We start from the raw sequence: 25,305 nt of genomic DNA on the forward strand, positions 1-25,305 counted from the left end.
TCGAGGGTGGTAATGATGGCACTAACATTAAAGGAAGAAATCATTCAAGAAAGTAAGCGAATCGGGATTGATAAAATCGGGTTTACTACAGCAGAGCCATTTGATCATTTGAAAGAATCGTTGGTAGAACAAAAAGCTGCTGGACATACTTCTGGATTTGAACACCCTAATATCGATGAACGTTTATATCCGGAAATGACGTTTGATCGACCGAAATCAATTATTGCAATTGCTTTAGCGTATCCGACAAAAATCCATGAAAAGATGCCTAGAGATGAAAAGCGTGGACAGTTTGCTCGTGCTTCTTGGGGCATCGATTATCATGATGTCTTACGGGATCGTCTGCAACAATTGATTTCATTTATTGAGTCACGAGCGACACATTGGCAAAAGGAAGAAGAATGGCGCTTGGCGCCGCAAGTAGATACAGGTGAGTTGATCGACGTAGCTGTGGCGCAACGTGCTGGATTAGGGTTTATCGGTCGAAACGGATTATTGATCACAGAGGAATTTGGCTCGTTTGTCTATTTAGGCGAGATCGTGACCAATATCGACCTAGAACCAGATACTCCTGGTGTCTTTGGGTGTGGCGAATGTACGCGTTGTGTGACGGCTTGCCCAACGGATGCACTTTTAGGTGATGGGCGAATGAATGCTAAACGCTGTTTGTCTTATCAAACGCAGACAAAAGGCATGATGCCAGAGGAGTATCGAAAGAAAATGAGCAACGTCATTTATGGTTGTGATATCTGTCAGTTGGTTTGTCCTTATAATAGAGGGAAAGATTTTCACTTTCATCCAGAAATGGAACCAAAAGTAGACGAAGTCTATCCGAAACTCACGCCCATGTTAACGATCTCTAATAAAGAATTTAAACAGCAATACGGTCATTTGGCTGGCTCATGGCGTGGAAGGAAACCTCTTCAACGAAATGCGCTGATTGCTTTAGCCAATTTAGGAGAACGTGCCGCTTTACCTCATATTGAAGAGTGTCTAAGTGATGTCCGTCCAGTGATTCGCGGGACAGCAGCGTGGGCAATCGGTAAGTTAGGAATCAAAGATCCTGAAAAATGGCAAGAAGTATTAAGTTGCGCACTGGAAAAAGAAACAGACGAAGAAGCAATCCATGAAATGGACCAAGCAATCCAATTGTTACAAAAGAAAAAAAGTCCTAAAAAATGACTTTTTTACTCAAATACGTCATTTTTCCCAGTAATTGTTGTAACAATTACTGGTTTTTTTGTGTTTATTGCATCAATTTTTGGAAAAATGAGAAGAATTTCGCAGAAAAATACAATAAATTGAAAAAAATTTATTCTAAATATTACAGAATGTAAGTTTTTTTAAAGTTTCTGTGAAAGGATTGAAAAACGATTCCAACGTTGATTTATAAAGCTTCTGCGACTTTAGTCCTAGTTTTTCGGAAAATCAAATATTACAAATATTAAAAATGTGACGATTTTGTCATTAAATGTCATAATTCTTTCACCTATGAAATATTTCTAGATGATAAAGTTAGTGACGTTGAAACAAATCAAAGAGAAAAAAAGGAGCTTACTATGAATTCAATTAAAAAGATCGTTTTGGGGACAACTGTTGCCGCTGGAGCAACTGCAATGTTTGTAGGGACTACTGCTCATGCAGATGAAGTCTATACAGTAAAAGCTGGAGATTCATTATCTAAAATCTCACAAAAATTTGCAGGTGACAATTCACTGATCAAAGCTATTGCAGAGCAAAATTCGATTGACGATATCAACCGCATTTTCGTTGGTGAAGAATTAACAATTCCAACTGACGCTTCATCAGTAAAAACAACAGAAGTAGCACCAACAACTGAAAAAGTAGAAACTCCTGTAGTAACAGAAACACCAGCGCAAGAATATACATACGTTGCGCCTGTTGAAACAGTTGAAGTAGCACCAGCTACAACTACTGTAACAACAAACAGCAACTCTGCGAAAGAATGGATTGCACAAAAAGAATCAGGTGGTTCTTACACTGCAACAAACGGCCGTTACATCGGACGTTACCAATTAGATTCAGCATATTTGAACGGTGACTACTCACCAGCGAACCAAGAACGTGTTGTAGAAGAATACGTTGCTGGACGCTATGGTTCATGGGATGCTGCAAAAGCATTCTGGTTAGCAAACGGTTGGTACTAAGATAACCATCAATCATAAATCCAAAAAAGAGGGCTACGCAAGTAGGCCTCTTTTTTTTACTTCTTTTATAATCTTGAAAGGTACGTATCAATCGGTTTTTGATAATGGTCGCCTTGCCAAATGCCTGTGTTGAGATACTCTGCAATCAAATAGCCGATATAAGGGCCAGTAGTCAAACCAGAGGAGCCTAAGCCACTTGCGGCGATCAAGCTTGGTTCATCTGGAACAGGTGCAAAGAACGGCGCAAAATCGGAGGTGTACGCCCGTGTGCCTACTCGCATGGTGTGTTTCCATGTAGCAAGCTGATCGGGTTCAGCTAAAAATGGCACTGTACTTTTTATCAATTGCTGATAAGCAGATTCGGTAGGAACCAAATCCCAACCCGCATCATTTTCATGGGTGGCGCCAACTAGTATAGTCCCATCGTTGAATGGGATAAAATCGGCTTCCCCTTCTAACATGGCAACAGGCCATTCTTGTCTGTTCGCATAAGGTGTTTGAAAAACGATCAGCTGTCCTTTTTGTGGACGAATATCAGCATGAAAGCCAATCTGCTCCAGTAACGGCTTTAATGAAGGGCCAGGCGCTAGAATGACTCGGTCAAAGTCAAGTTGTCCAAAAGTACCAGAGATGACCCAGTGTGCGGTTTCTTTGCGTAACTGGACACGTTCAGAGATTACTTTGACCATTTGTTTCTCCAAGCGTGTGGCAAGGTGAGATAGATAGGCATGACCGTCTAAACGCCCCCCTCCAGTCACAAATAAAGCAGGTGATGGTTTTAGCAATGGGAGAGTCCTTGTCGTTTCTTCAGCGCTCAGCAGCGAAATCTCACCGATCTCTGGTGCGTCTTTCTTTCGTTGTTCGGCAAGTGCAGCAAGATCTTCCAAAGCTTCTTTTTGGCGAAAAATCAGTGTGCCGGATTGTTTATAGATGGAATCATCAAGTGATAGATCCTGGATTAGTTTTGGGAAAAAAGCCGCACCATCTTTTGCTAACTGATACCACTGTTTATTTCGTCTTTTTGAAAGCCAAGGCGAGATGATGCCTGCACTAGCGCGAGTGGCTTGTCCTTCTTTTGCATCAAATAAGGTCACCTCAAATTTAGAGGTGTCTAAATAGTTGGCTAATGTCATACCGATGATGCCACCACCGATAATAGCAATTTTTTCCATAGAAAAACCTCCTTTACTTATCTACCATCTCATAGAATCATTAGAGATACAATATTTTATCCAAGGATTTTTTTCTATTTCATCCGAACGATTGTATGGTGAAAACTGATTATTGATAAAGTTAGAGACAAAAAAAGGAGGAGTGAGCTTCATTCTCTCACACCTCCTTATCTATTAATTTTGTATTTGCTTAGGTTTTTGCACCATATAGCGGATAAATAGGATTAAACTAATGATCAACAAGCCAAGTAGGACACTTAAAGCAACTTTTGATCCTAACGTTGTTGCTGCTTCATAACTATCTGAACGATGATCTTGGAAAAAGTTGATGATCACAGCCACCAACGTAGTAGCGACAGCTCCAGAAAATTGTTGCAACGTATTGAATACGGCGTTGCCATCACCTTGTAATTCCATCGATAAAGCATTCATTCCAGTAGTCATCATATTGCTATAAGACAAACCAATACCGATCATGTAGAAGAAATGACAGGCAATCAAAAAACCTAATGATGCATGACCTAAGATCAGGACAAGGGTAGTCCAGCCAACAAGTGAAAACAAGAGACCGATGAAAATTGGTTTTTTAGGTCCATGTTGGTCGAGTAGCTTTCCTGAAAAAGGAGATAACAGGGCACCAATCGTTGCACCTGGAAGCATAGCTAAACCTGCGACAAAGGCATTGTTCCCTTGGACGATTTGGACAAAGTTCGGTAGGACAAAAGAAACACCAAGTAATAAAAATTGATAAACTAAAAAGCTAAATAAGAATAAGCGGAACGTATGGTTTTTAAAAATTTCAAGTCGGATCAAAGGATGATCGGCTTTTTTTGTTCGTTGATAGAAAAGGATGAATCCTAAAATGGCGATGACTAAGGATGCCCAGCCAATCCAGTCTCTGAACATGCTTAGAAAAGTTAAGCTTCCACTGAACATCAGACTAATACCAAGGACGCTGAGTAAATCTAAGCGGCCAGATTTTTCCACCTTAAATTTAGGAATCGCGTATAAGCCAATCCCAAGTGAAAGGAGTAACACTGGTAATAGAAAGAGAAAAATATGACTCCATGAGAAATTAGCAGTTAAGATCCCACCATACGTAGGACCAATCGCTGGTGCAATGGCGGTTGTTAAAGTACCAAGACCCATCATCGTTCCTCTTTTTCCCATAGGAGCAAAAGTCAAGATGATGTGAAACATCAATGGCAAGGCTATCCCTGTCGCAGCACCTTGGAGTACCCGTCCTAAAAGCAGTAACAAGAAGGTAGGGGAAAAGTAATCGACCAATAAACCAGCAATAAATAGTAAATTGGAACTCAAGAAAAGAGTTCGCAAGCTAAAGTTTTTTGTCAGATAAGTTGAAAGTGGCACAATGATCGCAATCATTAATAAGTAAATGGTTGTTACCCATTGTACTTGGGAGGTACTGATTTGAAATTCCTGAATCAGCGTTGGGAAGGTCACGTTCATTGCGGTTTCGATCAAAACACCTGCAAATGACATGATCCCTGTGGCAAGTACAGCAGGAATTAATTGTAGTTGTTTTTGTTTTTGCATGTTTTTCACCTCTAAATTATTTCGTAAAAAAAGAGAGAGATTTCTATTCGAAAATAGAAACCGCCTCTCTCTCGACACGCTAGGCGTGTTATCTGTACGATTTATCGTTCGGCTTATTCTAGCACAAGTCTAAAAATAGTGTCAACCAGATTAGCCAATCCAATGTAAAAGAGTTATGATAGTAGTGAAGAAGAAAACAAGGAGGGCCTATGGAAAAAATCGAATGGAGAAAAACCGACCCTAGTTATCGTATGTCAAAGAAACCGCAATTGATCACACTCCCTGCTCAAAATTTTTTTTGTATCAACGGAATAGGTGATCCAAATGGAGAAGAATTTAAGCGTCGTGTAGGTAGTTTGTATGCTGTTAGCTATACGATCCGAATGGCACCTAAAAATGATTGGCTGATCCCTGATTACTCCCCCTATACTGTGTATCCTTTAGAAGGTCAGTGGGGACTGCAAGAAAAATTTTTGAATGAGCCAGTGATGTTAAAAGAGCATTTTTCTTATCAGTTGATGATCAAGCAACCGGATTTTGTGACTCCTCAAGTTGCTGCAGAAGCGTTAGTACGAGCCAAAACCAAAATTCCAGAAGACCTAGCGAGTCAGCTCGTTTTTAAGACGATTGAAGAAGGCCTTGTGGCACAGATCTTACACATTGGTTCCTACGACGATGAACCAGAAACATTTGAAAAGTTGGCTTTATTTCTCAAGGAAAAAGGCTATCGCCGAACTTCAAAAGAGCATAAAGAAATCTATATGAGCGATCCGAGAAGGACGGCACCAGAAAAATTAAAGACGATTTTGCGAGTAACCGTTGAACAAGACAAATCAGTCGAAGTGTCAGACATCAACTAAAAGAGAGAAAGATTCCCTGTTTTTTTGCTATAATAGATACGAAGAGGTGTTTTTTGTATGAAAAAAAATCAACGACAATCATTGATTCGCCAATTGATTACTGAGCATGCCATCGGTACGCAAGAGGAATTATTGAATCATTTGCAGATGAATGGGGTCAATGCAACGCAAGCAACGATCTCACGAGATATACGTGAGTTGAAACTTGTGAAAATCCAAGATGAGAATAAACAAATACGCTATGCGTTATTCAATCAACAAGCAGATTCTTTGATGGAAGATCGCTTGCGAAGTGCGGTAAAACGAGAAGTATTACGAATTCAACGGATTCAATTCATGATCGTTGTCTTAACCGAAAAAGATGGTGCGGATGTGGTAACAAACTGGTTAGATGAAGTGGATTATCCAGAAGTGGCTGCGACGATTGCCGGCGTTGATACGTTCATTATTATTTGTCGCACAGAAGAAGAAGCCCAGGCTTTCGCTGAAAAATTAGAGCAAATGAGAGAATAGCTCACGTTTAGTATAATGATCAATGGAAGCGCTAAACATATTGACGTTGTGTAAATCGTACTAAATTCCATGGATACTGGACTTGCAAGAATGGTACGTAATGATTGGAAGGGTGTCTTTACAATCTGGATCATTCTAAAGCTCCAATCAATTTGAACAAGTATACAGGTGAAAGAGGGGCGAGCAGTCCAGTGATGACAAACATGATCATTTTTCTGACGATTTTAGTTTACGGCGTCAATTTTTTGGCATTTATGTATATTAAAATAAAAGAGATCAAAAATTACCTAGAAAAAATTGCGATTTATTTTGGTGTGAACATGACCTTGTTGTTCACCAGTAGTATTTTCCTATTTTTTGGTAAGATCGTCGAAGACGGAATATTGTTGATAGAGTAATAAAAAAACTGATGCCCATTAATTTTGGGCATCAGTTTTCAATTTTCATTTATTTTTTTTGGGAGGGGTACCGTACATTTTAGGTGTTACCGGTTTTAATTTAGGTGCTTTGCCTTCGATCTTAGGTTCTTCCAACCATTGATATTCCCCTTCACCATCTAGAGCTTTACCTTTTGCCCAAGAACCTTCGCTACTTTCGTCACCTTCTGAAAAGTTATAGAAATCATAAGCAATATCTTTACGTTCTTCTTCTCTTGGGAAAGTCGTAGGAACAAGAATACCGCCTTCTGTTTCTTCTAATTCTTTGACAGCTGCTGTCCAAAGGTTTTGATGATAACTGTCTCTAGCCAATAAAACTGATAGTAGGTCTTTTACGCCACGATCATCGATCATTTCGTAAATACGTGCCACTTGTAGTCTTCCTTGAGATTCTGCGTTTAAGTTTGCACGAAAATCAGCAAGTAAATTTCCACTAGCAACAATATAACCACCACTCCAAGGATTACCAACGCTATCCGCAGGACGAGGTCCTAAGCCAGCTACAATAGCGTGTTGAGGATTCATGCCGGAAATGATCGCACCAATCGTTGGGTCTTTTTTCATTGCTTCTTCTTGATCTTCAACAGGTGCATCTTCAAGTAAGCGAGCAACCATTGTCGCTAACATTTCAACGTGTCCAAGTTCTTCTGTTGCAATGTCCATCAGCATATCTTTATATTTTTCTTCTCCACGACAGCTCCAACCTTGGAAAAGATATTGCATCGCTACACTCATTTCACCATACTGTCCGCCAATCAATTCTTGTAAATATTTTGCGATTAATGGATTCGGACGATCTGGTTTTGCCTCAAACTGTAATTCTTTTTGGTGTCTAAACATCAAATCTCCTCCTAATCATTTTTTAATACATTACTATTGTTATATGTAATGGAAAAAAATTCAAAGAAAACGCTCTAGATATTAGAGTTGTTTTATAAACGTTGATTTATCAATGTTTTATTCTGTGAGAATGACTTCGTTAAAAGAAAATATTAGGAATAGCTCAATGAAATATTTTTGTTTATAAATGATAACTATTGATAATTTCCAATTATATTCTCATTTTTGTTAACAGAAAGTAAGTAACGAGAAAGAAGAGCTGGTCACATCAAAGAACGATTGTTTTTAAGTACATCATACTGCTTAGATCAAAACGCTTTTGTCACGACCTTGATAAACGGTGTTCGAAAGCCAACTCCTACGATATTAAGTCAAAAATTGAAAAAATATGAGAAGCTATTTTCTCAATTTCCGTCTTAATACTTGGAGCTGAACGGCTTTCTCACAACCTATTGTTACTTGTAGAATGTTTGCTTCTTTGATATGGTTAATACAAGAAAAACATCGGAGGTATATCATGGCTAAAATTATGGTAGTGGAAGATGAAGAGATCATTCGTCAGCTGATTATGGAAGAGTTGGAGAAATGGCAATTTGAAACCTATGGAACGTCAGATTTCAATCAGGTTTTTGCTGATTTTGAGAAAGAAGAACCGCAACTTGTTCTTTTAGATATCAATTTACCAGTGTTTGATGGTTATTATTGGTGCCAGAAAATACGAGAAATTTCCAAAGTCCCAATCATTTTTATTTCAAGTCGTAATACGAATATGGACATGATCATGGCGATGAACATGGGGGCAGACGATTTTGTGACGAAGCCGTTTCAAATCGATGTCTTGATTGCTAAAATCAATGCTTTGTTGCGTCGTTCATATAATTATGGTGAGTTGTCGAGTGAAATGATGACCCATAATGGAATCACGTTGAATGTCGATAATGGCAGTATGGAGATTAATGGTGAAATGATCGATTTGAGTAAGAATGAGTATCGCTTGTTGTTTATTTTAATGAAGCAACATGGGAAAATTTTGACTCGTGAAAAATTGTTGCGTGCGTTGTGGGATGATGAACGGTTTGTCGATGACAATACACTGACGGTCAACATCAATCGCTTACGTCGTAAAATCGAACAGGCAGGGATCACCGATTATATCGAAACAAAAGTCGGCCAGGGGTATATTGTTCCCTGAAAGGATGAATTACAACTATGAACTTTTTTAAGTATTTGAAGGATCAATGGTCGCTGATCGTCGGTTGGATATTTTTTATTTTATTGACGATTTTTGTGATGTGGTTAGCCCCTAATATAACGGTCGATTGGGCCACGATTGCTTACTTAACATTGATCGAAGGTGTTTTCTTAATCTTTTTTTTACTTGTCTGTTATTTGAGTAAACGTCGATGGTGGGCAAAATTGGCAAATCTACAAAAAAATTCTCCCTTGCAAAATTATTTAGATGGTGGACATACAGAGGAAGAGAAGTTGATAGAAGATTATATCAATCAACTGATACGTGAACATCAGGAAGTGATGCAAGAAGCCATCACGAACCAACAAGATCAAAAAGATTATATCGACTCATGGGTCCATGAAATCAAAGTACCCGTAGCGGCTTCAGAATTATTAGTACGATCGATCGAGTTTGATATCGATGATCAAAAATATACATTGTTAGAAAATGAGTTGTCTAAAATCGATGAGTATGTGGAACAAGTATTGTATTATGCGCGCTTGGATAGTTTTTCAAGAGACTACTTGATCCAAGAATACAGTATCAAGAGTATCATCCAACCCGTCATTCGTAGCCAAGCAAATTATTTTATCCAAAAGAAAATACGTTATGAAGTGATAGGTGAAGATCAAACGATTTTGACTGATTCCAAATGGGTGGCTTTTATTTTCAAACAGATTCTTAGTAATGCCATTAAGTATACGCCGGATGAAGGCGAGATCAAACTATTGATCGAGAAGACGACAAAAGGCGTAAAATTTTCTGTCAAAGATTCAGGCATCGGTATACCGAAAGAAGATGTTGGACGGATTTTTGACAAAGGCTTTACAGGGGCGAATGGCCGTCTGAGCAAAACCCACTCTACTGGTCTAGGATTATACCTCGCTAAAAATCTTGCGGAAAAATTAGGGATTTCTCTCACTGTTGACTCGATCGAAGGAGAAGGGACGACTATGTCTTTGTTTTTCCCTATCTTGAGTTTTTACCAAGAAGAACGCTAAAAAAATGGGATTGCGACATGTTCACGCGTATTTCTGAAGGTACTACCGGTTGAACATGGTCTAATTTGGTTGTGATAGAAGTGTGTTGACCTTAGATGATGATTGGAAAAGTTTTAATATAGTTATACATCAGCTGTTGCCCCGAAAGTAGAAGAATTTTCGAGGTAACGGTTGATTTTGTTTATGGATTTATTAGTGACTGATTGAACTTCATAGAATCGTCAAGGAAGTTAAGTTAGAAAAAAGTGAGAAATAAAAAATAACTCTTGTGTTGTTAACGTTTTCGTTGATATGTTCTATAACATGTGACATTTAAAAGAAGGAGAATGTTTATGGAATTATTAATCGCATTAGTCCCAATGGTCGCGTGGGGAAGTATTGGTTTAGTCAGTGGAAAGATCGGTGGCGATGCCAATCAACAAACATTAGGAATGACGATCGGTGCATTTCTTTTTTCACTCGTTGCTTTTTTCATCGTTAATCCAACGATCACGCCATGGATCACATTGATTGGATTTTTATCTGGTCTAGCGTGGAGTGTCGGACAAAATGGGCAGTTTCATGGGATGAAATTCATGGGAGTATCTGTAGGACTGCCGTTATCCACTGGTTTTCAATTAATTTTGAATACGATTGCGGGCGCTGTCTTTTTCCATGAATGGACTCAAACAAAAGATTACGTTTATGGTATTTTAGCGCTGATTCTTCTTGTAAGCGGTGCGTATTTGACTGCTCGACAAGATGATGAAGGCAAAGTCGATACAGATAATAAAATGCTTGATTTTGGTAAAGGATTCAGAGCATTGATCTATTCTACTTTAGGTTATGGTGTCTATACGATCATCGTCAACTGGGCGAATTTAGATGCGATGTCGATTATTTTACCGCAAAGTATCGGTATGATCTTGGGGGCAAGTTTCTTTGCTTTCCGAAAAGTAAAAGTTGATCAATATGTTTGGAAAAATATGGCGAGTGGATTGCTATGGGGCATCGGTAACGTATGTATGCTATTGACCGTTAAGTCATTAGGACTAGCAGTCGGTTTCTCTCTTTCTCAAATGGGGATCATCATCTCCACTCTAGGTGGTATTTTTATCTTAGGGGAGAAAAAGACAAAAAAAGAGCTTATATTTGTAATTGTAGGTTGCCTTTTAGTTATTTTTGGTGGTATCCTTTTAGGGTATATGAAAACAGCGTAAAGCTGTTTTTTTATATACTCAAAAATAAGGGGGAGGGAATTTAATGGATTTGTTTCGTAAGAAAGAAATCAGTCTCAATCATACGAGTGAGATGAAGAAAGAACTAAAAACATCCGATTTGATCATGCTTGGCATTGGCGCGATCATCGGTACAGGTATATTTGTCGTAACAGGAGTGGCAGCAAACCAAAATGCAGGTCCGGCACTATCATTATCGTTTGTTTTAGCAGCGATCGTTGTGATTTTATCTGGTCTAAGCTTTGCAGAATTTGCATCGCGGGTACCAGTGATTGGCGGACCATATGCGTATCTATACGTCGTATTCGGTGAATTTGCCGCTTGGTTGACTGGATGGTTATTGATCGGTGAGTTCTTATTGGCCGTTTCATCCGTTGCGTCAGGTTGGTCCGGTTATGTACAAGGGTTTATTGAAAGTCTTGGTTTTGGCTTACCAACGGCGCTAACAGGTGGATATAATCCAGCCAATGGTACATACATCGACTTAATTGCGGTGCTTGTTGTGATTTTCGTCACATACATTGTTTCTTTGGAAGCGAAGAAAGCGTTACGATTGAACAACATGATGGTTTATGTGAAATTTGGAATCATTGCATTATTTATTATTGTAGGAATCTTTTTTGTTAAACCAGAGAATTGGCAACCATTCACACCATTTGGCTTTGAAGGTGTCCTAGATGGTGCAGCATTAGTTTTCTTCGCATTCTTAGGATTCGATGCGGTAGCGATGGCTGCGGAGGAAGTAAAAAATCCTCAAAAAGATGTACCACGTGGAATCATTGGCTCGATCTTGATCGCAACCGTGTTGTACATCATCGTGACATTGATTTTAACAGGGATCGTGCCTTATACAGAATTAGGTGTGAATGATCCTGTGGCATTCGCGATGCGTTATGTAGGACATGGTACAGTAGGAGCGATCATCGCCGTTGGCGCGATCTTGACCTTATTGACTGTGACGATCTCTATGATGTATTCATTAGCTAGGTTATTATTTGCAGTAAGTAAAGATGGCTTGTTACCACAGTTCATGACAGAAATCGACAAGAAACATCGCACACCGAAGAAAGCGACGTATGCAGCAGGTATCGCCGCATTATTCTTCGCAGGATTCTTCCCATTGAATATCTTGGCAGAGTTGACGAACATCATGGCATTGGCTTATCTAATGTTAGTTAGTCTAGGCTTACTGAAATTACGTAAAATGTTTGGCAAACCAAAAGCAGGCGAGTTCAAAGTGCCATTGGTACCGATTTTACCAATCATTTCGATCTTATCTTGTCTAGTCTTGATGTCACGTTTACAAGCGGTGACTTGGTTAGTCTTTGGGATTACGATGGTGATCGGCCTAGTGATTTACTTTGGCTATGGTTACAAACACAGTAAGATGAATACCGAAAAATAAACAAATGAACAAAAAACCTTGTATCAAGCAGCGTTGCTGATACAAGGTTTTTTCATTCTATTTGTTATTGCGTTAAATCGAGTAATTTTTGTTTCAAGTCTTCTTCCATATGGCCAAGTTCGACTTCTGCATGACGACGTTTTTCTTTTCCTTCTTGTTGGATACGAAGTGTTTCTTGGATCGTTTCGATCAAATCATTTTGTGTGGTTTGCAATGTTTCGATATCCACGATGCCACGTTCATTTTCTTTCGCAGTTTCGATGGCAGAGATTTTCAACATTTCTGAGTTTTTCTTCAATAAATCATTGGTTGTTTCAGAAACTTGTCGTTGTGCTGTAACTGCATCTTTTTGTCGAAGCAAGGTCAATGCGATAACCACTTGGTTTTTCCATAATGGGATGGCTGTAGCAATCGATGCTTGGATCTTTTCTGCCAATGCTTGGTTTGTATTTTGGATCAAACGGATCTGTGGCGCTTGTTGGATCGTGATCTGTCTGGCTAAGCGTAGATCATGAGTGCGCTTGTCCAGGCGATCAAGAAACTGTGTATAATCATTGGCGATCTGTACATCCATTTGATCCCCAGTTTCTTCTGCCTTTCGCATGGCCTCTGGAATGATCTTTGTCTGCAATTCTTCCATTTTTAATTCGCCAGCAGCGATATAAATGTTCAACGCATCAAAATAATCTTTATTTTTTTGATAAAGTTGTTCTAACATCAGATTGTCTTTTAATAGGCCATCTTTTTCTTTGTCTAATTTGACTGAGATCTTGTCGATTTGCGCACCGATTTTTTGGTATTTGGCAGTGACTTCATAAATCGATTGTTTGACTTTACCGAATACACGTTGGAAAATATTTCCTTCTCCTGCACGTAATTCATCTGGATTTGCTTCTTGAAGGCGGTACATCAGTTCAGTCAATGAATCACCGACTGGGCCGATATCTTGTGCTTGTACGTGATTCAACATCGACTGTGAGAACTCACCTAATTTTGTTTGAGCAGCTGAACCGTAGCTGATGACCGACTGAGAGTCAGTGACATCGATTTTTTCAGCCAATTGTTTGGCTTGTTCTTGTCTTTCAGCAGGTAATTTATCAATCAACCGAGCAGCAGTTTGCTGTTCTTGAAGTGCATTGATTTCATTTTGTTGTGTTTGAGTCAATTTATCGACGGGTGTCGAAAAAGGATTATTCAATAAATCTTCTAAAGTATCATTTACAGGGGTTACTTCGTGTTTTGGTTCATGTGGATTATTTTCCATTAAAATTCCTCCTTATCGATTAAGCTAGAAAAAGTACCCGAAACAATCAGACGATGTCTAAGTGTTCCGAGTCCAAGAAATAAACGTGCTTATTCTTCTGGTACATCTTTATTATCACGCTTTAAGCTTTGTTTCGCAACAGATATCTCTACATCGATATCTTCCAAATCTTCCGAAACGAAATCTTGATAGTCTTTCGCGACTAATGAAGCAAGTTGATCAATGATCTGGGTGCTTTCTTCCAGTTTTTGATAGGTCTGTTTGTTTTTGATCTCGTGTTCATTGATCTCAATATATTTGTTTGTCAAATCCACTAAGTTTGGCAAGTGGGTGTAAAGGAACTGACTTGCGTCGTGCAATCGAGTGGGTTCTTTTACGAGTTCTTTGAACAAACCTTTTGCTGCTTTTACAGGTTCGTGACGAAGATCGATCGCTTTAAGCTTTGCCGTTTCGTACATATTTTTTTCTAGTTGTTCGATTTCATTTTTTGTTTGATTCATCGTTTCTCTGAAAAAAGAGATTTCACTCGGTGTCATGCCATTTTCGCTATAATGGGCCGCTAATTTGTCAGATAGATTTGGTAAAGCTGTTTTGTCCTTAGGTTTTTTACGAAAACCAAAAAGCCCCCAAATCAGCAAAACTGCGCCAATTAACAAGATCATTGATATGATCGATACATCATTATAACTGAAGAACAGTATCACTAAGAGTAAACCTACGATCCATTTCCAATTCTTTTTAATCATCCTAAAAACCTCCGTGTATATTCATTGTCCACTCTGCTCATCTACCTCTTTATTTTAGCACAACCTTCTTAATAATTAGTATCGGACTAAAGGTGGATTTTATGAGTTTATAGAATTTCTAAGGTTTGGATATGGTAAACTAAGTAAGAAATCAAAAAGAAAATTGAAAAAATCAAAAAAAGTAGTTATTATAGGACAAAAGAAAGCAGGGGAAAAGATGCTTGAATATGATCAGTTTGAAGAAAAAACGATCCAACGAAAAGAAATTTATCATGGAGCGATCATTGATGTCGCTGTGGATGATGTTCGCTTACCAGATGGAAATATCGGAAAGCGTGAATTAGTCTTTCACCCCGGTGGTGTAGGAATCATTGCTTTTGATGAAAAGGATCGTCTGCTATTAGTCAAACAATTCCGCAAACCTTTAGAAAAAGTGATCCTCGAAATACCAGCTGGTAAAATCGATCCAGGAGAAAAACAAGCGCCTGAGATCACTGCTGCTAGGGAATTAGAAGAAGAAACTGGTTACCGCGCAGAGCGTTTGGAGCATTTGACTTCTATGTATTTGTCACCAGGATTTGCGAATGAAATCCTGCATATCTATCATGCAGTAAATATCAAAAAAGTGGAACAGCCTCTCGCACAAGATGAGGACGAAGTATTGGAACTTTATGCGTTGACTTTAGCAGAAGCAAAACAAGCGATGTCAGATCAAGTCATTTGCGATGCAAAAACGATTTATGCGATTCAATACTGGGAATCAATGAACAAAGGAAAGTAGAGGGATCGATTGATGGTCAAAGGACCGCTAGTCACACGTAGCGAAATCCGTAAACGACAGCAAGAACAAGCACAAGAATCATTAAAAAAACAAAGAAAAGCGGAAGCTACGTACAAACAAGAAGAAAAAAAGATCGCGAGTTTTTATCGTAAAGAACAAAAGAAAAATAAGCCAATCACGAAAACAAGAGCGGGCGAACGAGAAAAAACACGTAAATGGAATGCTGTTTTGATGAAAGGCTTGGTTATCGTCATTTTATTGTTAGCCATCGTTTTTCTGGCAGTTGCATTTATATAGAAAGAAGGAACAACTAAATGAAAATTGGAATCATCGGAGCAATGGAAGAAGAAGTAAAAATTTTAAGAGAACAACTAGGAGAACCCTTATCATGGGAAAGAGCAGGTGCTCTGTTTATCTCAGGCTCATTAGGCAATCATGAAGTCATCATTGTACGTTCAGGTATCGGTAAAGTCTTAGCATCGATCACAACAAGCTTATTGATTCAACAATATGGTGTCAACATGGTCATCAATACAGGATCAGCTGGCGGCATCGGTGAAGGTCTACGTGTAGGGGATGTAGTGATTTCTGACAAAGTTGCCTATTTTGATGCAGATGTCACAGGTTTCGGTTATAAACCAGGCCAATTGCCAGGAATGCCTCTTTATTATGAAGCAAGCACGTATTTACGTTCAGAAATGAAAAGAGCCGCAGAAGCAACCAACTTGAATGCAAAAGAAGGCTTGATCGTCACAGGAGATACATTTGTTGATTCGCCAGTCAAAGTCCAAGAGATCCTAGCCAATTTCCCTGAAGCACTTGCTTGTGAGATGGAAGGGGCTGCAGTCGGTCAAACGGCGCAACAATTCAATATTCCTTTCTTGATCGTGCGAGCAATGAGTGATACTGCGGACCATTCAGCGACACAAAGCTTTGACGAATTCATCGAAGAAGCAGGGAAACGTTCAGCTGAAATGGTGATTGAATTTGTCAAACATCTTGTATAAGGAGTGAACCGAATGAAAGCATTGATTTCGATTGATTACACCTATGATTTTGTGGCAGACGATGGGAAATTGACGACTGGAAAGAGCGGTCAGGCAATTGAACCAGCTTTAACAAAGTATACAAAAAAGTTTATTGATGAGAAAGAATTTGTCGTATTTGCGATCGATGCACATGATCCCGAAGATGCTTTTCATCCGGAAAACCAATTGTTTCCACCACATAATGTAGTCGGAACGAGTGGCCGGGATCTGTATGGTTCATTGCAAGAGATTTATGCGGAACATCAAACACAAGCCAATGTCTATTGGATCGATAAACGTCATTATTCTGCCTTCAGTGGAACAGATCTTGACATTCGTTTACGAGAACGTGGGATTACAGAGATTTATTTGACAGGTGTTTGTACAGATATCTGTGTCTTGCATACAGCAGTCGATGCCTATAACCTAGGCTATCAATTGTTTATTTACGAAGATGCAGTTGCCAGCTTTGATCCAATCGGACATGACTGGGCATTGAAACATTTTCAAACAGCCCTTGGTGCAGAGATCATTAAGGGATAAAAAGAGTGAGTATAGTGGATAAAGGCTTTTCTTGAGTACTTTATCCACTATTTCTATTGGTCATCAACTGAAAAAAGGGAAATAGATACATACAAATTGCTCAATGGGGTGTACATAAAGTCATTTATACGTGAAAGGAAAAAAGGGAAAGCGGATTTAGGTTTTTTAGGTTTACTGGGAATTTTCGGTTTTTTAGGATATTTACCAAATCTCTCAGGGTTATTTTCGCTCTTTGCATTATTTTCTTTGTTTGGCTTTTTTTGGATAACAAAAAATGGGGAAGGTTTGAAAGATTTTTTTACGAAAGAAAGAGTTTTAACCAGAAGTATCTTACTAAAAATTATAATTTTTTCACTGTTATTAGCATATATTCTAACTTTAAAGCTGGGAGAGTTACAAGCGTTCGTCACTATATTTTTTAGTATGTTTTTTTCTCTTTTAATTGTTTTAAATTCATATCTGAGCAGAGACTAGTACGGAGTAGTGTCAGTTGATAGGTAAAGGGAATATAAAATCATACATAGATTCAAATTAAAAATACCAAAAAAATATGCAGTAAGCAGAAAAAGGCTCTTCGACAAGTAGTGTTTTTATTTCAACTATTAAGAGGTGGGGAGAAATGAAGGTGGTGACTGAGCCTGTTAGTAGTATTTGCAAGTTTGGTAGTAGAAATAGATTTATTTGCATTCTTTACTGCTCTCTCATTTAGGGAAGTAGTTTCTTTTTGAGGTATTTTAGGATTAACTGCAAAAGGTTTTAGTGCTGAAGATGCTATTGCTAGAGGATTGGACACAAGTGGAAAGGGTTGGATTGGATGATAGGTTGGTGAACTAAGCAATGTTTCACAGACTGTTTATTACGTAAGGTACATAAAATAAAACAATGTAAGTAAGGTGAAATAATGAAAAAACTGGATTCCCGATATATCGTAGGTGTATTTCTCTTATTGTTTGTTTTAAGAGGAATCTTAGAATTTATTTGGAAAGGCAATCATTCATTTACTCTCGATGAAATTTATTTTAGAGTTGCGATTGTTGTTGGTGTTGTGATTGGGTTGATACCAATTAATAAAGGCTGGGGTACGCTTAAATCTCTTTTTACCATTTTTTTGAGTGATTATTTACTGAAAAAGTTGTTTGATTATTTAGGATTAGAAAAAATAACCTTTACACTAATACCTTATCTTATTATTTTAGGAGTCCTTTTAATTATTTTTTTTGCTAGATTGATTATAAAAAACAAAAAAGGGGTCTCCCTACACTAAAAGAAGATTAGATAAAAACACTTCTGTTCCCACCGTTTATTCGGTTTTAGGTGGTGGAAGTGAACTAATGTATCACTCCCTTTTTTGGTGTTTATTTATTAATGAGGAATGGAAGAATATAATAAATAAGAAGAATCGGTAATTTTCCATTATTTTCAGATTCAGACTTCTGTTTGTGGTTGATAGGAGAAATGAAAAGATGGTGGCTAATCTCTTGAAAAAAGGGTGATGCCTATGGTTCATAGCTTTATCCCTAGAAGGGGGTAGGCAAGTGTCAAGTTTTGAAGCAATTCAACTGATGATCGCTTTTGCGACGTTAGTTTTGCTGATTATTAACTATAAGATGTTAATACAATGAAATATAACTTTAAAAATAAGAGTATAAAGCAAACATTTTGGTGTGTCTGCTCTATACTCTTTTGACTTGTTATTTAACTAAGGTTAGCTTTTGGAACACCGTTTATTTGAATTTAAATCAGAAACAAAAATGAATTTGCAAATGAATTTATTTTTTTGCCCCATACGCATAGTTTGTTATGGAATTATTTACCAAATATGCACACGTTTTTCAGGTGCTAGATACATCGGATCTTCTTCAGTGATCGCAAATGTTTCATAAAACTCTGCTAAGTTTTGTGGCTGGATATTCGCCCGAAGTTTCGCAGGTGCATGAACATCGATTTGTAAAAGCAATTGTTGGTATTCTTTTTTCGCTTTTGTACGCCAGATTGTCGCCCAATTCATGAAGAAATCGGCTGCTGAATAATCGTCTTCGGTCATTGCAGCTTCTAGTGCGCAACTTAATCCGCCAGCATCTGCAATATTTTCAGAAACGGTTAGTTTTCCATTGACTGTGCCATCAGCAAAAGGTACACCGTCAAACTGTTCGATCATGGCTTGCGCTTTTTCTTGGAAATGAGCGAAGTCGTCTTCTGTCCACCAGTTATTCAAGTTACCGAATTCATCAAATTTCGCACCGTTGTTATCAAACGCATGGGAAATCTCATGGGCAATGACTGCACCGATTCCGCCGAAGTTTGCCGAGCTAGATTGTTCCAAACTATAAAATGGTGCTTGTAAAATCGCAGCTGGGAAAACGATCACGTTTCGGAATGGATGATAGTACGCATTGACTGTATCAGCACTCATTTCCCATTCATCACGGTCGACGGGCTTGTTCCATTTACTGAAACGATCTTTTAGGGTTAGATGACTAAAGTTCAACGCATTTGAAAGCAAGGTACCACCTTCATTTGCGGGAACTGTTTGGAACGCATCGAACAAGGCAGGGATTTTATCAGGGTAACCGACTTGGATGCCTAATTTGTTCAATTTGACGATTGCTTTTTCGCGGGTTGCATCACTTAACCATTCATTCGTTTCGAGTCGTTTTTGGTAAACATTGATCATTTTCTTGACCATTTGTTCGACATCTTTTTTCGCTGCTTCGCCAAAATACTTGTTTCCGTAGTAATCGCCCAACACATGATCAAACTGTCCAGAAGCAAGGTAGTAAGCTGCTTTCTTTTGGGGCATTGCTTCATCGGTTCCTGATAAAGTCCGAGAGAAGATCCCGCTGACTTGACGGAAATCTTCAGATAGATAACTGCTTAATGAACGCACCGTTTTTACGATCATCCAGCTTTTAAGTAGTCGGAAATGTGGTGTCGTCAAAAGTTCAGCTAAATGTTCAAAGTAGACAGGGTCAGTAACGATCACTTGGTCTGGACGTGTGCCGATCAAGCCAGTAGTCAAGGTAGTTAAGTCAAGAGCATCGGTATATGCCGTAAATTCATTAAAGGCACGTGGGTTGTACATTTGGCTATAATCTGCATTTTCTTCCGCGCTTTTAACATGGGGCGCAATCAATTTATCGAATTGGATCGCTTGTTCGACGATTGCTTCTGCCTGACTTCTTTCTCTGCCGGTCATTTCTAAAAGTTGGACCATCATATCAAAAAAGACGGACAATAATTGAGCACCATTTGGATGTTCTGCTTCATAATAAGTTTTATCTGGTAAAAATAAAGAGGGTGGTGAAGCAAAAAAAGCATTGACCTGCGCATTTTTCATATCTGCATCCACATCTAAGACAACAGGCAACGGTAAGCTGTCCAATGTCCATTCGGGAAATTGCTGATTTAATTCGTCAAAGGAAGTGAGTTGCTCGATCCTTTCGAGGATTGGTTGTAAAGGTGTCGCACCTAATTGATCTCTATATTCATAATCATTTGCTAGTTGATAATAAGCAAGGAAGTGACGCATTTTATCAGATGTAACTTTTGTTGGATCAGCTAACATCTCATCTGTATCTCGCATCATTAGTTGATCAATGCCATCAACTAAATCCTGAAACCCACCAGTTGCTGGCTTATCGGCAGGAATTGTTGCTGTTTTTAACCATTCTTCATTTACTGCTTCAAAAAAATCTTGTTTCAAACGTTCTTGGTTCATTGAATCATCGCTCCTTTTTAGTTCCGTGTGCCCATTATCTAACAAAAAAGCAGAATAAACAAATGGAATGTAAAATCTATTTCAAAGCGACAAATTTTGTAATCGGTTTCTTTTGTAAGCAATCTCTAAAATCATTTTACATACGAATCAGGAAAAATGTTCAAAACGCGCAATCAACCATTAGTCGATCTGATTTATTTTTTTAGGACTATCCATTATAATGAGGAAGGAGGTGATTGATTCTGAAAAAAGCAAGTGGGAAATGGCAAGAAGTCTTGCTCAATGGAAAAACCGAGCGAATCAGTGAGTTTCGTCTGCTAAAAAGGAAACACGAAAATGGACACTATTTAGCAGTGATTTTTGAAAATGAGAGTTATTTGATTGTTGATCCTCAAGGAAAACCAGTCGAATTTATTACAGCGGTAAACGCCTATTCAACAAGCATTGCAACATCCAATACTTGGCAAGAAGCCAGTATAAATGCAGAAGGAATTGACGATGAGCTGATTGATAAACTTCTGGCAAAGTGGGCGCAACAAGCGCCAACGAATCATTTAGTTGGTTGTTGGGTAGGCTTGCCAGAGCAACGTTTCTTGACTTATAAAAAGTGGCGAACAACGTCTGGTTATCTTTGTGGCACTTATGCGGCAGCAGTGTTACTTGCCTATTATCAAGATTATTGTATGCCCAATCTGATTCCTTCAGATATTCGCCGAAAAGATTCCCGCGATGCGAAAGAATTGATCCAAAAACTGCGTAAAACGATCCAACCTTTAGGCTTGCCTACCGTACCTATCCAAGTAAGTACAGGGATCTCAGCCTTTTTTAGAACACAACAGCAACCGATTTATGCCAGAAGTACAGTAGTCGGTTCTTGGCAACGAGCAACAAAGCGGATTCGCGAAGGAAAACCTGTGATGATCGGTATTTTAAGATTGCTAGGCAGTACCTACGGCAATCATTGGGTCACTGCTTATGCTTACTATGAATCAGCTTCTGGTGAGCGTTATTATAAAGTCCATGATAATTGGGGAAACACAAATAAAGTGATTCCTGCAAGTTGGGGAAATGGAACAGTCTCACTTCCTTGATTATTTTCAGAAAATACCAGAAATACGGAACGAAATATGTTAAACTATCGAAGAATAGAGAAGTTTGGGAGGATGTCATGAGTAAAAAGTATCAGGACGACACGTTGAAAATCTTTAGTTTGAATGGGAATCGACCGTTAGCAGAAAAAATCGCCAAAGTATTTGGAACAGAGTTAGGGAAAAGTGTAGTCAAACAATTTAGTGATGGAGAAATTTCAATCAACATTGAAGAAAGTATCCGTGGCGACCATGTCTACATCGTTCAATCGACGAATGCACCAGTCAATGATTACTACATGGAATTATTGATCATGATCGATGCGATGAAACGTGCAAGTGCCAAAACGATAAATGTGGTGTTGCCTTATTATGGTTATGCGAGACAAGACCGGACAGCGAAACCCCACGAACCAATTACAGCAAAATTGATTGCGAACATGCTTGAAGAAGCAGGAGCGACTCGTGTATTGACCTTAGATCTGCATACGGTGCAAGTACAAGGATTCTTTGATATTCCAGTAGATAACTTATTTACAATGCCATTATTTGCGCATTATTACCGTGAACTTGGTCTGGTCGGCGATGACATTGTCGTTGTTTCACCAAAGAACAGTGGTGTCCAACGTGCGCGTAGCTTATCAGAGTATTTGAATAGTACGTTAGCGATCGTTGATCATGCGGACGAAGAAGTCGAAGGGACAGCAGCAAGTTACGTGATCGGAAATGTTCAAGGAAAAACGTGTATACTGGTTGATGATATTTTAAATACTGGATTGACATTCGCTCGAGCAGCCAAAGTCTTGAAAGAAAATGGCGCTAAAGATATCTATGTTTGTGCTTCCCATGGCTTGTTGTCAGAGCCTGCAAAAGAGATCTTGGACGAAGCACCGATCAAAGATATCTGTATCACTGATTCTGTCTATACACCAGAAGACCGTCACCCTGAAAACTTGACGATCGTCACTTGTTCAAACTTGATGGGGGAAGCCGTCAAACGTATCCATGAAAACACGCCAATGAGCCCATTGTTCCGTTTGGAAGAGAAGAGCTTTAGATAAAAAATGAAACACCATAAAATGACTGAATTTAGGTCATTTTATGGTGTTTTTTGCTCGGAACTTGGACATATCTACTAAAAAAATCCTCTTTTTGCCTAAGTTTATTTTTGGTAACTGGCTATTTCTATGCTAGAATGTGCCTAGCTCTATTTGAAAGGGATGAATACATTGGGCAATATTTATTTAGATCATGCAGCGACGACGCCGATGCATCCGTTGGTAATCAAAGAAATGATGGATATCATGGAAGGGACATTTGGCAATCCTTCGAGCATTCATGGATTTGGTCGGATGGCTCATGAAAAATTAGAAAATGCTAGACAAATCGTGGCAGATAGTTTGCACGTCCGCTCGCATGAGATTATTTTTAACAGTGGCGGAACGGAAGGTGATAATACTGCGATTCTTGAAACAGCATTCTCACGTCAAAATGAAGGGAAACATCTAATCACTACAGTTATTGAACATCCAGCAGTTTTGAATACGATGAAGTATCTTGAAAAAAAGGGTTTTGAGGTTACATATCTACCAGTTGACCAAAAAGGGAATATCTCAATCGCTGATTTCCGCTCGGCTTTAAGAGAAGACACTATTTTAGTCTCGATCATGTACGGGAACAATGAAATCGGCAATTTATTACCAATCAAAGAAATCGGTGAAATTTTACGAGAACATCCAGCCTATTTCCATACGGATGCTGTTCAAGCTTATGGTAATCAAACGATTCACCCTCAAGAGTTAGGAATCGATCTTTTGAGCATATCTGGTCATAAAATCAATGGACCGAAAGGAATCGGTTTTTTATATAAAAGAGATGGCGTAAATATCCCACCTTTGCTTTTAGGCGGAGAACAAGAAGAAAAACGCCGTGCCGGTACAGAAAACTTAGCGGGGATCTGTGGATTAGCAAAAGCGGTAGAAATATTAACGCTGGAAGAAAGAGAAGCACGTAACAAAAAATACTTGGGCTTCCAACAACTGATTTTAGATAAATTGGCAGAGAATGAGATTGAATATGCGATCAATGGTGATTTGACGAATAAATTACCTCATGTACTGAATTTACGTATTCCAGGGATCGTCAACGATCTATTATTGATGAAATTGGATCTACAAGGCTTTGCGATCTCAATCGGTTCGGCATGTACTGCTGGAAATATCGAACCTTCTCATGTACTAGAAGCCATGTATGGAAAAGGAACACCATTCTTGAAAGAATCCATCCGCATCAGTTTTGGCTATGGGAATACAGAAGAAGAAGTCCAACGATTTGCTGATGGTTTAGTCAAAGCAATCTAAGCGCTAAAAAACCTAGTAAAACGAGTTAGAAACTTTTATAATAAAGAGGAAACTAAACTTACTGAGGTGAAAAAGATGGCATTTGAACAAACAGCGTCCGTACTCGGTTCTCCAGTTAGCTACCGTTTACATCCAGATGCAAAAAGATACACATTACGCGACAATGGCTTTACAGAAACAAATGGCGGGAACTATCAATTGATTCGTCCGCTTGATGCAACACCACAAAGCAAAGAGGGTTTTAAATTAAAAATCACGGTTGCAAAAGACATCAAGACAATGAAGATGTCGATCACGACAGCCAATGGCTTGCGTGCAGTCGATATTTTTAAAGATCCAAAGCAAAAAATGAGTCAAGATAAGTTTTATTTCTTGATGGATAGCATGATCAGTCGTGGACTATTTGAAAAAGTAGAAGGCTAAGTACTCATGTGACACAACAAAGAAAAACAAAAAAGTACCCGAACACTAGGAAAACAAGTGCATGTATCGTCTTCATGTGACGGCGAGCATGCGTAACTGTCCTTCCTAGCGCTTGGGTACTTTTTTTATTTATCGGTCAATGATCATTCAACTTTTGACCATTCATCTAAGGTTTTTCCTTGGGCATCTTTTAGTTCTAACCAACTATTTGTTCCGCCATAATACAGTAATAGGCTAGCTTCATTCACACTTTTGACGATGATATCCTCCACAACTTTCCCATCTTTGATCTGCTCTTGGTAGTCAGCCCGCATCTTATCTCCATATTTCGCGGCATAACTAACCGAACCATCTTTATTCAAAGGGGCATCAAGTAATAACGTAGCGCCAGCTTTGATCAACATCTCATTGCGACTGATCCAGTAAAGTGTTGCCTTGCTACCACGAAATTCCACAGTAAAAGGAATCTCGCTGATTTGTTTTGTCCACCGGTGACGCGCTTTGGCAGGTTTCTTTTTCGTTGCAGTAAGCGGAGCAAATCCGTAGCCAAACGTTGATAACACAGTCGTTACTTTTTCGATCGTCGGGGCTAATTTTTTGGTTGCTTCAACTGGGATTTTTTCTTTGAAATCTTTGTCTTTTTCTAATGTTAGACCAGCTTCGGCGGCTTGATTATTCATTAGATACATAAAATAATCTGCTTCAAGATCCCATGGTAAATGGATAGTGATGACTTGGTCAAAGGATTTTGGGCGGATCTTTGTACCAATTGCCAGACACTTTTTGTCTAAGTAATAAAGATAAAAGGAATTTTCTATTTCTTTTACTGGCTTTGAACAAATAGAGAGTTGGATTTGTTCTTCCTCTAATTGGATCTGTGTTTCAGAAGCAGTGATCGTGGTGTGAAAACTAACCTTGGTCATAGGTGTATCCTCCCGTTTTTTTCTACA

26 protein-coding genes are annotated in these 25,305 nt (G+C 38.7%); 19 read left to right on the forward strand and 7 right to left on the reverse strand.

Annotated features, from left to right (window positions below):
• Positions 1-15: 15 nt before the first annotated feature.
• Both queG and IGJ00_RS03150 read left to right on the forward strand, forming a co-directional pair.
• A complete protein-coding gene (gene queG, locus IGJ00_RS03145) occupies positions 16-1,182 on the forward strand; it encodes a tRNA epoxyqueuosine(34) reductase QueG (RefSeq protein ID WP_104776621.1) in 1,167 nt (388 codons plus the stop codon).
• Between the two features lie 377 nt (positions 1,183-1,559).
• Positions 1,560-2,168 carry a LysM peptidoglycan-binding domain-containing protein gene (locus IGJ00_RS03150; RefSeq protein WP_023519180.1) on the forward strand — a complete coding sequence of 203 codons (609 nt, stop codon included), beginning with the start codon at positions 1,560-1,562 and terminating at the stop codon, positions 2,166-2,168.
• 65 nt (positions 2,169-2,233) lie between these two features.
• Here IGJ00_RS03150 and IGJ00_RS03155 read toward each other — a convergent pair whose 3' ends face one another.
• Together IGJ00_RS03155 and IGJ00_RS03160 are read right to left on the reverse strand one after the other, a co-directional pair.
• Positions 2,234-3,340, reverse strand: a complete 1,107-nt coding sequence (locus IGJ00_RS03155) for an NAD(P)/FAD-dependent oxidoreductase (protein WP_104776622.1) — start codon at positions 3,338-3,340, stop codon at positions 2,234-2,236.
• A gap of 174 nt (positions 3,341-3,514) precedes the next feature.
• A complete protein-coding gene (locus IGJ00_RS03160; RefSeq protein ID WP_169058963.1) occupies positions 3,515-4,897 on the reverse strand; it encodes an MFS transporter in 1,383 nt (460 codons plus the stop codon).
• 209 nt (positions 4,898-5,106) lie between these two features.
• On the opposite strand from IGJ00_RS03160, the gene IGJ00_RS03165 reads away from it, so the two are divergent.
• The 3 genes from IGJ00_RS03165 (at position 5,107) to IGJ00_RS03175 (ending at position 6,668) form a co-directional block, all read left to right on the forward strand.
• Entirely contained in the window at positions 5,107-5,757 is a 651-nt protein-coding gene (locus IGJ00_RS03165) for a GyrI-like domain-containing protein (RefSeq protein WP_019724161.1), read from the forward strand.
• 57 nt (positions 5,758-5,814) lie between these two features.
• Positions 5,815-6,270, forward strand: a complete 456-nt coding sequence (locus IGJ00_RS03170; RefSeq protein ID WP_010736209.1) for an arginine repressor — start codon at positions 5,815-5,817, stop codon at positions 6,268-6,270.
• Positions 6,271-6,461: 191 nt separating this feature from the next.
• Entirely contained in the window at positions 6,462-6,668 is a 207-nt protein-coding gene (locus IGJ00_RS03175; protein WP_023519183.1) for a hypothetical protein, read from the forward strand.
• A gap of 45 nt (positions 6,669-6,713) precedes the next feature.
• Here IGJ00_RS03175 and IGJ00_RS03180 read toward each other — a convergent pair whose 3' ends face one another.
• A complete protein-coding gene (locus IGJ00_RS03180; RefSeq protein WP_438844117.1) occupies positions 6,714-7,547 on the reverse strand; it encodes a manganese catalase family protein in 834 nt (277 codons plus the stop codon).
• 517 nt (positions 7,548-8,064) lie between these two features.
• Here IGJ00_RS03180 and sapR point away from each other — a divergent pair.
• The 4 genes from sapR (at position 8,065) to IGJ00_RS03200 (ending at position 12,404) form a co-directional block, all read left to right on the forward strand.
• Positions 8,065-8,739, forward strand: a complete 675-nt coding sequence (sapR, locus tag IGJ00_RS03185) for a two-component system response regulator SapR (protein ID WP_010736206.1) — start codon at positions 8,065-8,067, stop codon at positions 8,737-8,739.
• A 17-nt stretch (positions 8,740-8,756) separates the two neighbouring features.
• The gene (sapS, locus tag IGJ00_RS03190; protein ID WP_010736205.1) at positions 8,757-9,782 is read left to right on the forward strand and encodes a two-component system sensor histidine kinase SapS; all 1,026 of its coding nucleotides are present in this window, start codon (positions 8,757-8,759) and stop codon (positions 9,780-9,782) included.
• Positions 9,783-10,114: 332 nt separating this feature from the next.
• Complete coding sequence (locus IGJ00_RS03195) at positions 10,115-10,981, forward strand: GRP family sugar transporter (RefSeq protein WP_019724165.1); 867 nt, start codon at positions 10,115-10,117, stop codon at positions 10,979-10,981.
• Between the two features lie 43 nt (positions 10,982-11,024).
• The gene (locus IGJ00_RS03200) at positions 11,025-12,404 is read left to right on the forward strand and encodes an APC family permease (RefSeq protein WP_019724164.1); all 1,380 of its coding nucleotides are present in this window, start codon (positions 11,025-11,027) and stop codon (positions 12,402-12,404) included.
• A gap of 64 nt (positions 12,405-12,468) precedes the next feature.
• Here the strand turns inward: IGJ00_RS03200 and IGJ00_RS03205 are convergent, their stop codons facing one another.
• Both IGJ00_RS03205 and IGJ00_RS03210 read right to left on the reverse strand, forming a co-directional pair.
• Positions 12,469-13,668, reverse strand: a complete 1,200-nt coding sequence (locus tag IGJ00_RS03205) for a toxic anion resistance protein (RefSeq protein ID WP_010736201.1) — start codon at positions 13,666-13,668, stop codon at positions 12,469-12,471.
• Positions 13,669-13,757: 89 nt separating this feature from the next.
• Positions 13,758-14,414 carry a 5-bromo-4-chloroindolyl phosphate hydrolysis family protein gene (locus tag IGJ00_RS03210; protein WP_074800573.1) on the reverse strand — a complete coding sequence of 219 codons (657 nt, stop codon included), beginning with the start codon at positions 14,412-14,414 and terminating at the stop codon, positions 13,758-13,760.
• A 217-nt stretch (positions 14,415-14,631) separates the two neighbouring features.
• Between IGJ00_RS03210 and IGJ00_RS03215 the strand changes: the two genes are divergently transcribed.
• The 6 genes from IGJ00_RS03215 (at position 14,632) to IGJ00_RS03240 (ending at position 18,388) form a co-directional block, all read left to right on the forward strand.
• Positions 14,632-15,195 (forward strand): NUDIX hydrolase, encoded by a 564-nt coding sequence (locus IGJ00_RS03215; RefSeq protein WP_074800576.1) that lies wholly within the window; start codon positions 14,632-14,634, stop codon positions 15,193-15,195.
• A gap of 12 nt (positions 15,196-15,207) precedes the next feature.
• Positions 15,208-15,492 carry a cell wall synthase accessory phosphoprotein MacP gene (gene macP, locus IGJ00_RS03220; RefSeq protein WP_010736198.1) on the forward strand — a complete coding sequence of 95 codons (285 nt, stop codon included), beginning with the start codon at positions 15,208-15,210 and terminating at the stop codon, positions 15,490-15,492.
• Positions 15,493-15,509: 17 nt separating this feature from the next.
• Complete coding sequence (locus IGJ00_RS03225) at positions 15,510-16,202, forward strand: 5'-methylthioadenosine/adenosylhomocysteine nucleosidase (protein WP_438844118.1); 693 nt, start codon at positions 15,510-15,512, stop codon at positions 16,200-16,202.
• 12 nt (positions 16,203-16,214) lie between these two features.
• Entirely contained in the window at positions 16,215-16,766 is a 552-nt protein-coding gene (locus IGJ00_RS03230) for a cysteine hydrolase family protein (protein ID WP_023519187.1), read from the forward strand.
• A gap of 901 nt (positions 16,767-17,667) precedes the next feature.
• Positions 17,668-18,030, forward strand: coding sequence for a hypothetical protein (locus IGJ00_RS03235; RefSeq protein ID WP_071866671.1), 363 nt, complete (start codon positions 17,668-17,670; stop codon positions 18,028-18,030).
• 271 nt (positions 18,031-18,301) lie between these two features.
• Positions 18,302-18,388, forward strand: a complete 87-nt coding sequence (locus tag IGJ00_RS03240) for a putative holin-like toxin (protein WP_368073467.1) — start codon at positions 18,302-18,304, stop codon at positions 18,386-18,388.
• A gap of 188 nt (positions 18,389-18,576) precedes the next feature.
• On the opposite strand, the gene IGJ00_RS03245 is transcribed toward IGJ00_RS03240, so the two are convergent.
• A complete protein-coding gene (locus tag IGJ00_RS03245; protein WP_071866670.1) occupies positions 18,577-20,484 on the reverse strand; it encodes a M13 family metallopeptidase in 1,908 nt (635 codons plus the stop codon).
• A gap of 236 nt (positions 20,485-20,720) precedes the next feature.
• Between IGJ00_RS03245 and IGJ00_RS03250 the strand changes: the two genes are divergently transcribed.
• The 4 genes from IGJ00_RS03250 to IGJ00_RS03265 all read left to right on the forward strand — a co-directional run bounded on the left by IGJ00_RS03250 (position 20,721) and on the right by IGJ00_RS03265 (position 24,355).
• The gene (locus IGJ00_RS03250; RefSeq protein ID WP_438844119.1) at positions 20,721-21,575 is read left to right on the forward strand and encodes a dihydrolipoamide dehydrogenase; all 855 of its coding nucleotides are present in this window, start codon (positions 20,721-20,723) and stop codon (positions 21,573-21,575) included.
• Between the two features lie 77 nt (positions 21,576-21,652).
• Positions 21,653-22,633, forward strand: a complete 981-nt coding sequence (locus tag IGJ00_RS03255) for a ribose-phosphate diphosphokinase (protein WP_019723536.1) — start codon at positions 21,653-21,655, stop codon at positions 22,631-22,633.
• 168 nt (positions 22,634-22,801) lie between these two features.
• Positions 22,802-23,932 carry a cysteine desulfurase family protein gene (locus tag IGJ00_RS03260; protein WP_081367421.1) on the forward strand — a complete coding sequence of 377 codons (1,131 nt, stop codon included), beginning with the start codon at positions 22,802-22,804 and terminating at the stop codon, positions 23,930-23,932.
• Between the two features lie 75 nt (positions 23,933-24,007).
• On the forward strand, positions 24,008-24,355 hold the full coding sequence (locus IGJ00_RS03265; RefSeq protein WP_010736189.1) for a DUF1831 domain-containing protein: 348 nt from the start codon (positions 24,008-24,010) through the stop codon (positions 24,353-24,355).
• Positions 24,356-24,498: 143 nt separating this feature from the next.
• On the opposite strand, the gene IGJ00_RS03270 is transcribed toward IGJ00_RS03265, so the two are convergent.
• Complete coding sequence (locus IGJ00_RS03270) at positions 24,499-25,278, reverse strand: hypothetical protein (RefSeq protein WP_108173560.1); 780 nt, start codon at positions 25,276-25,278, stop codon at positions 24,499-24,501.
• Positions 25,279-25,305: the final 27 nt, after the last annotated feature.

This window comes from Enterococcus sp. AZ062, from assembly GCF_051715065.1.
In the GTDB taxonomy this organism is placed as follows: Bacteria; Bacillota; Bacilli; order Lactobacillales; family Enterococcaceae; genus Enterococcus_B; species Enterococcus_B mundtii.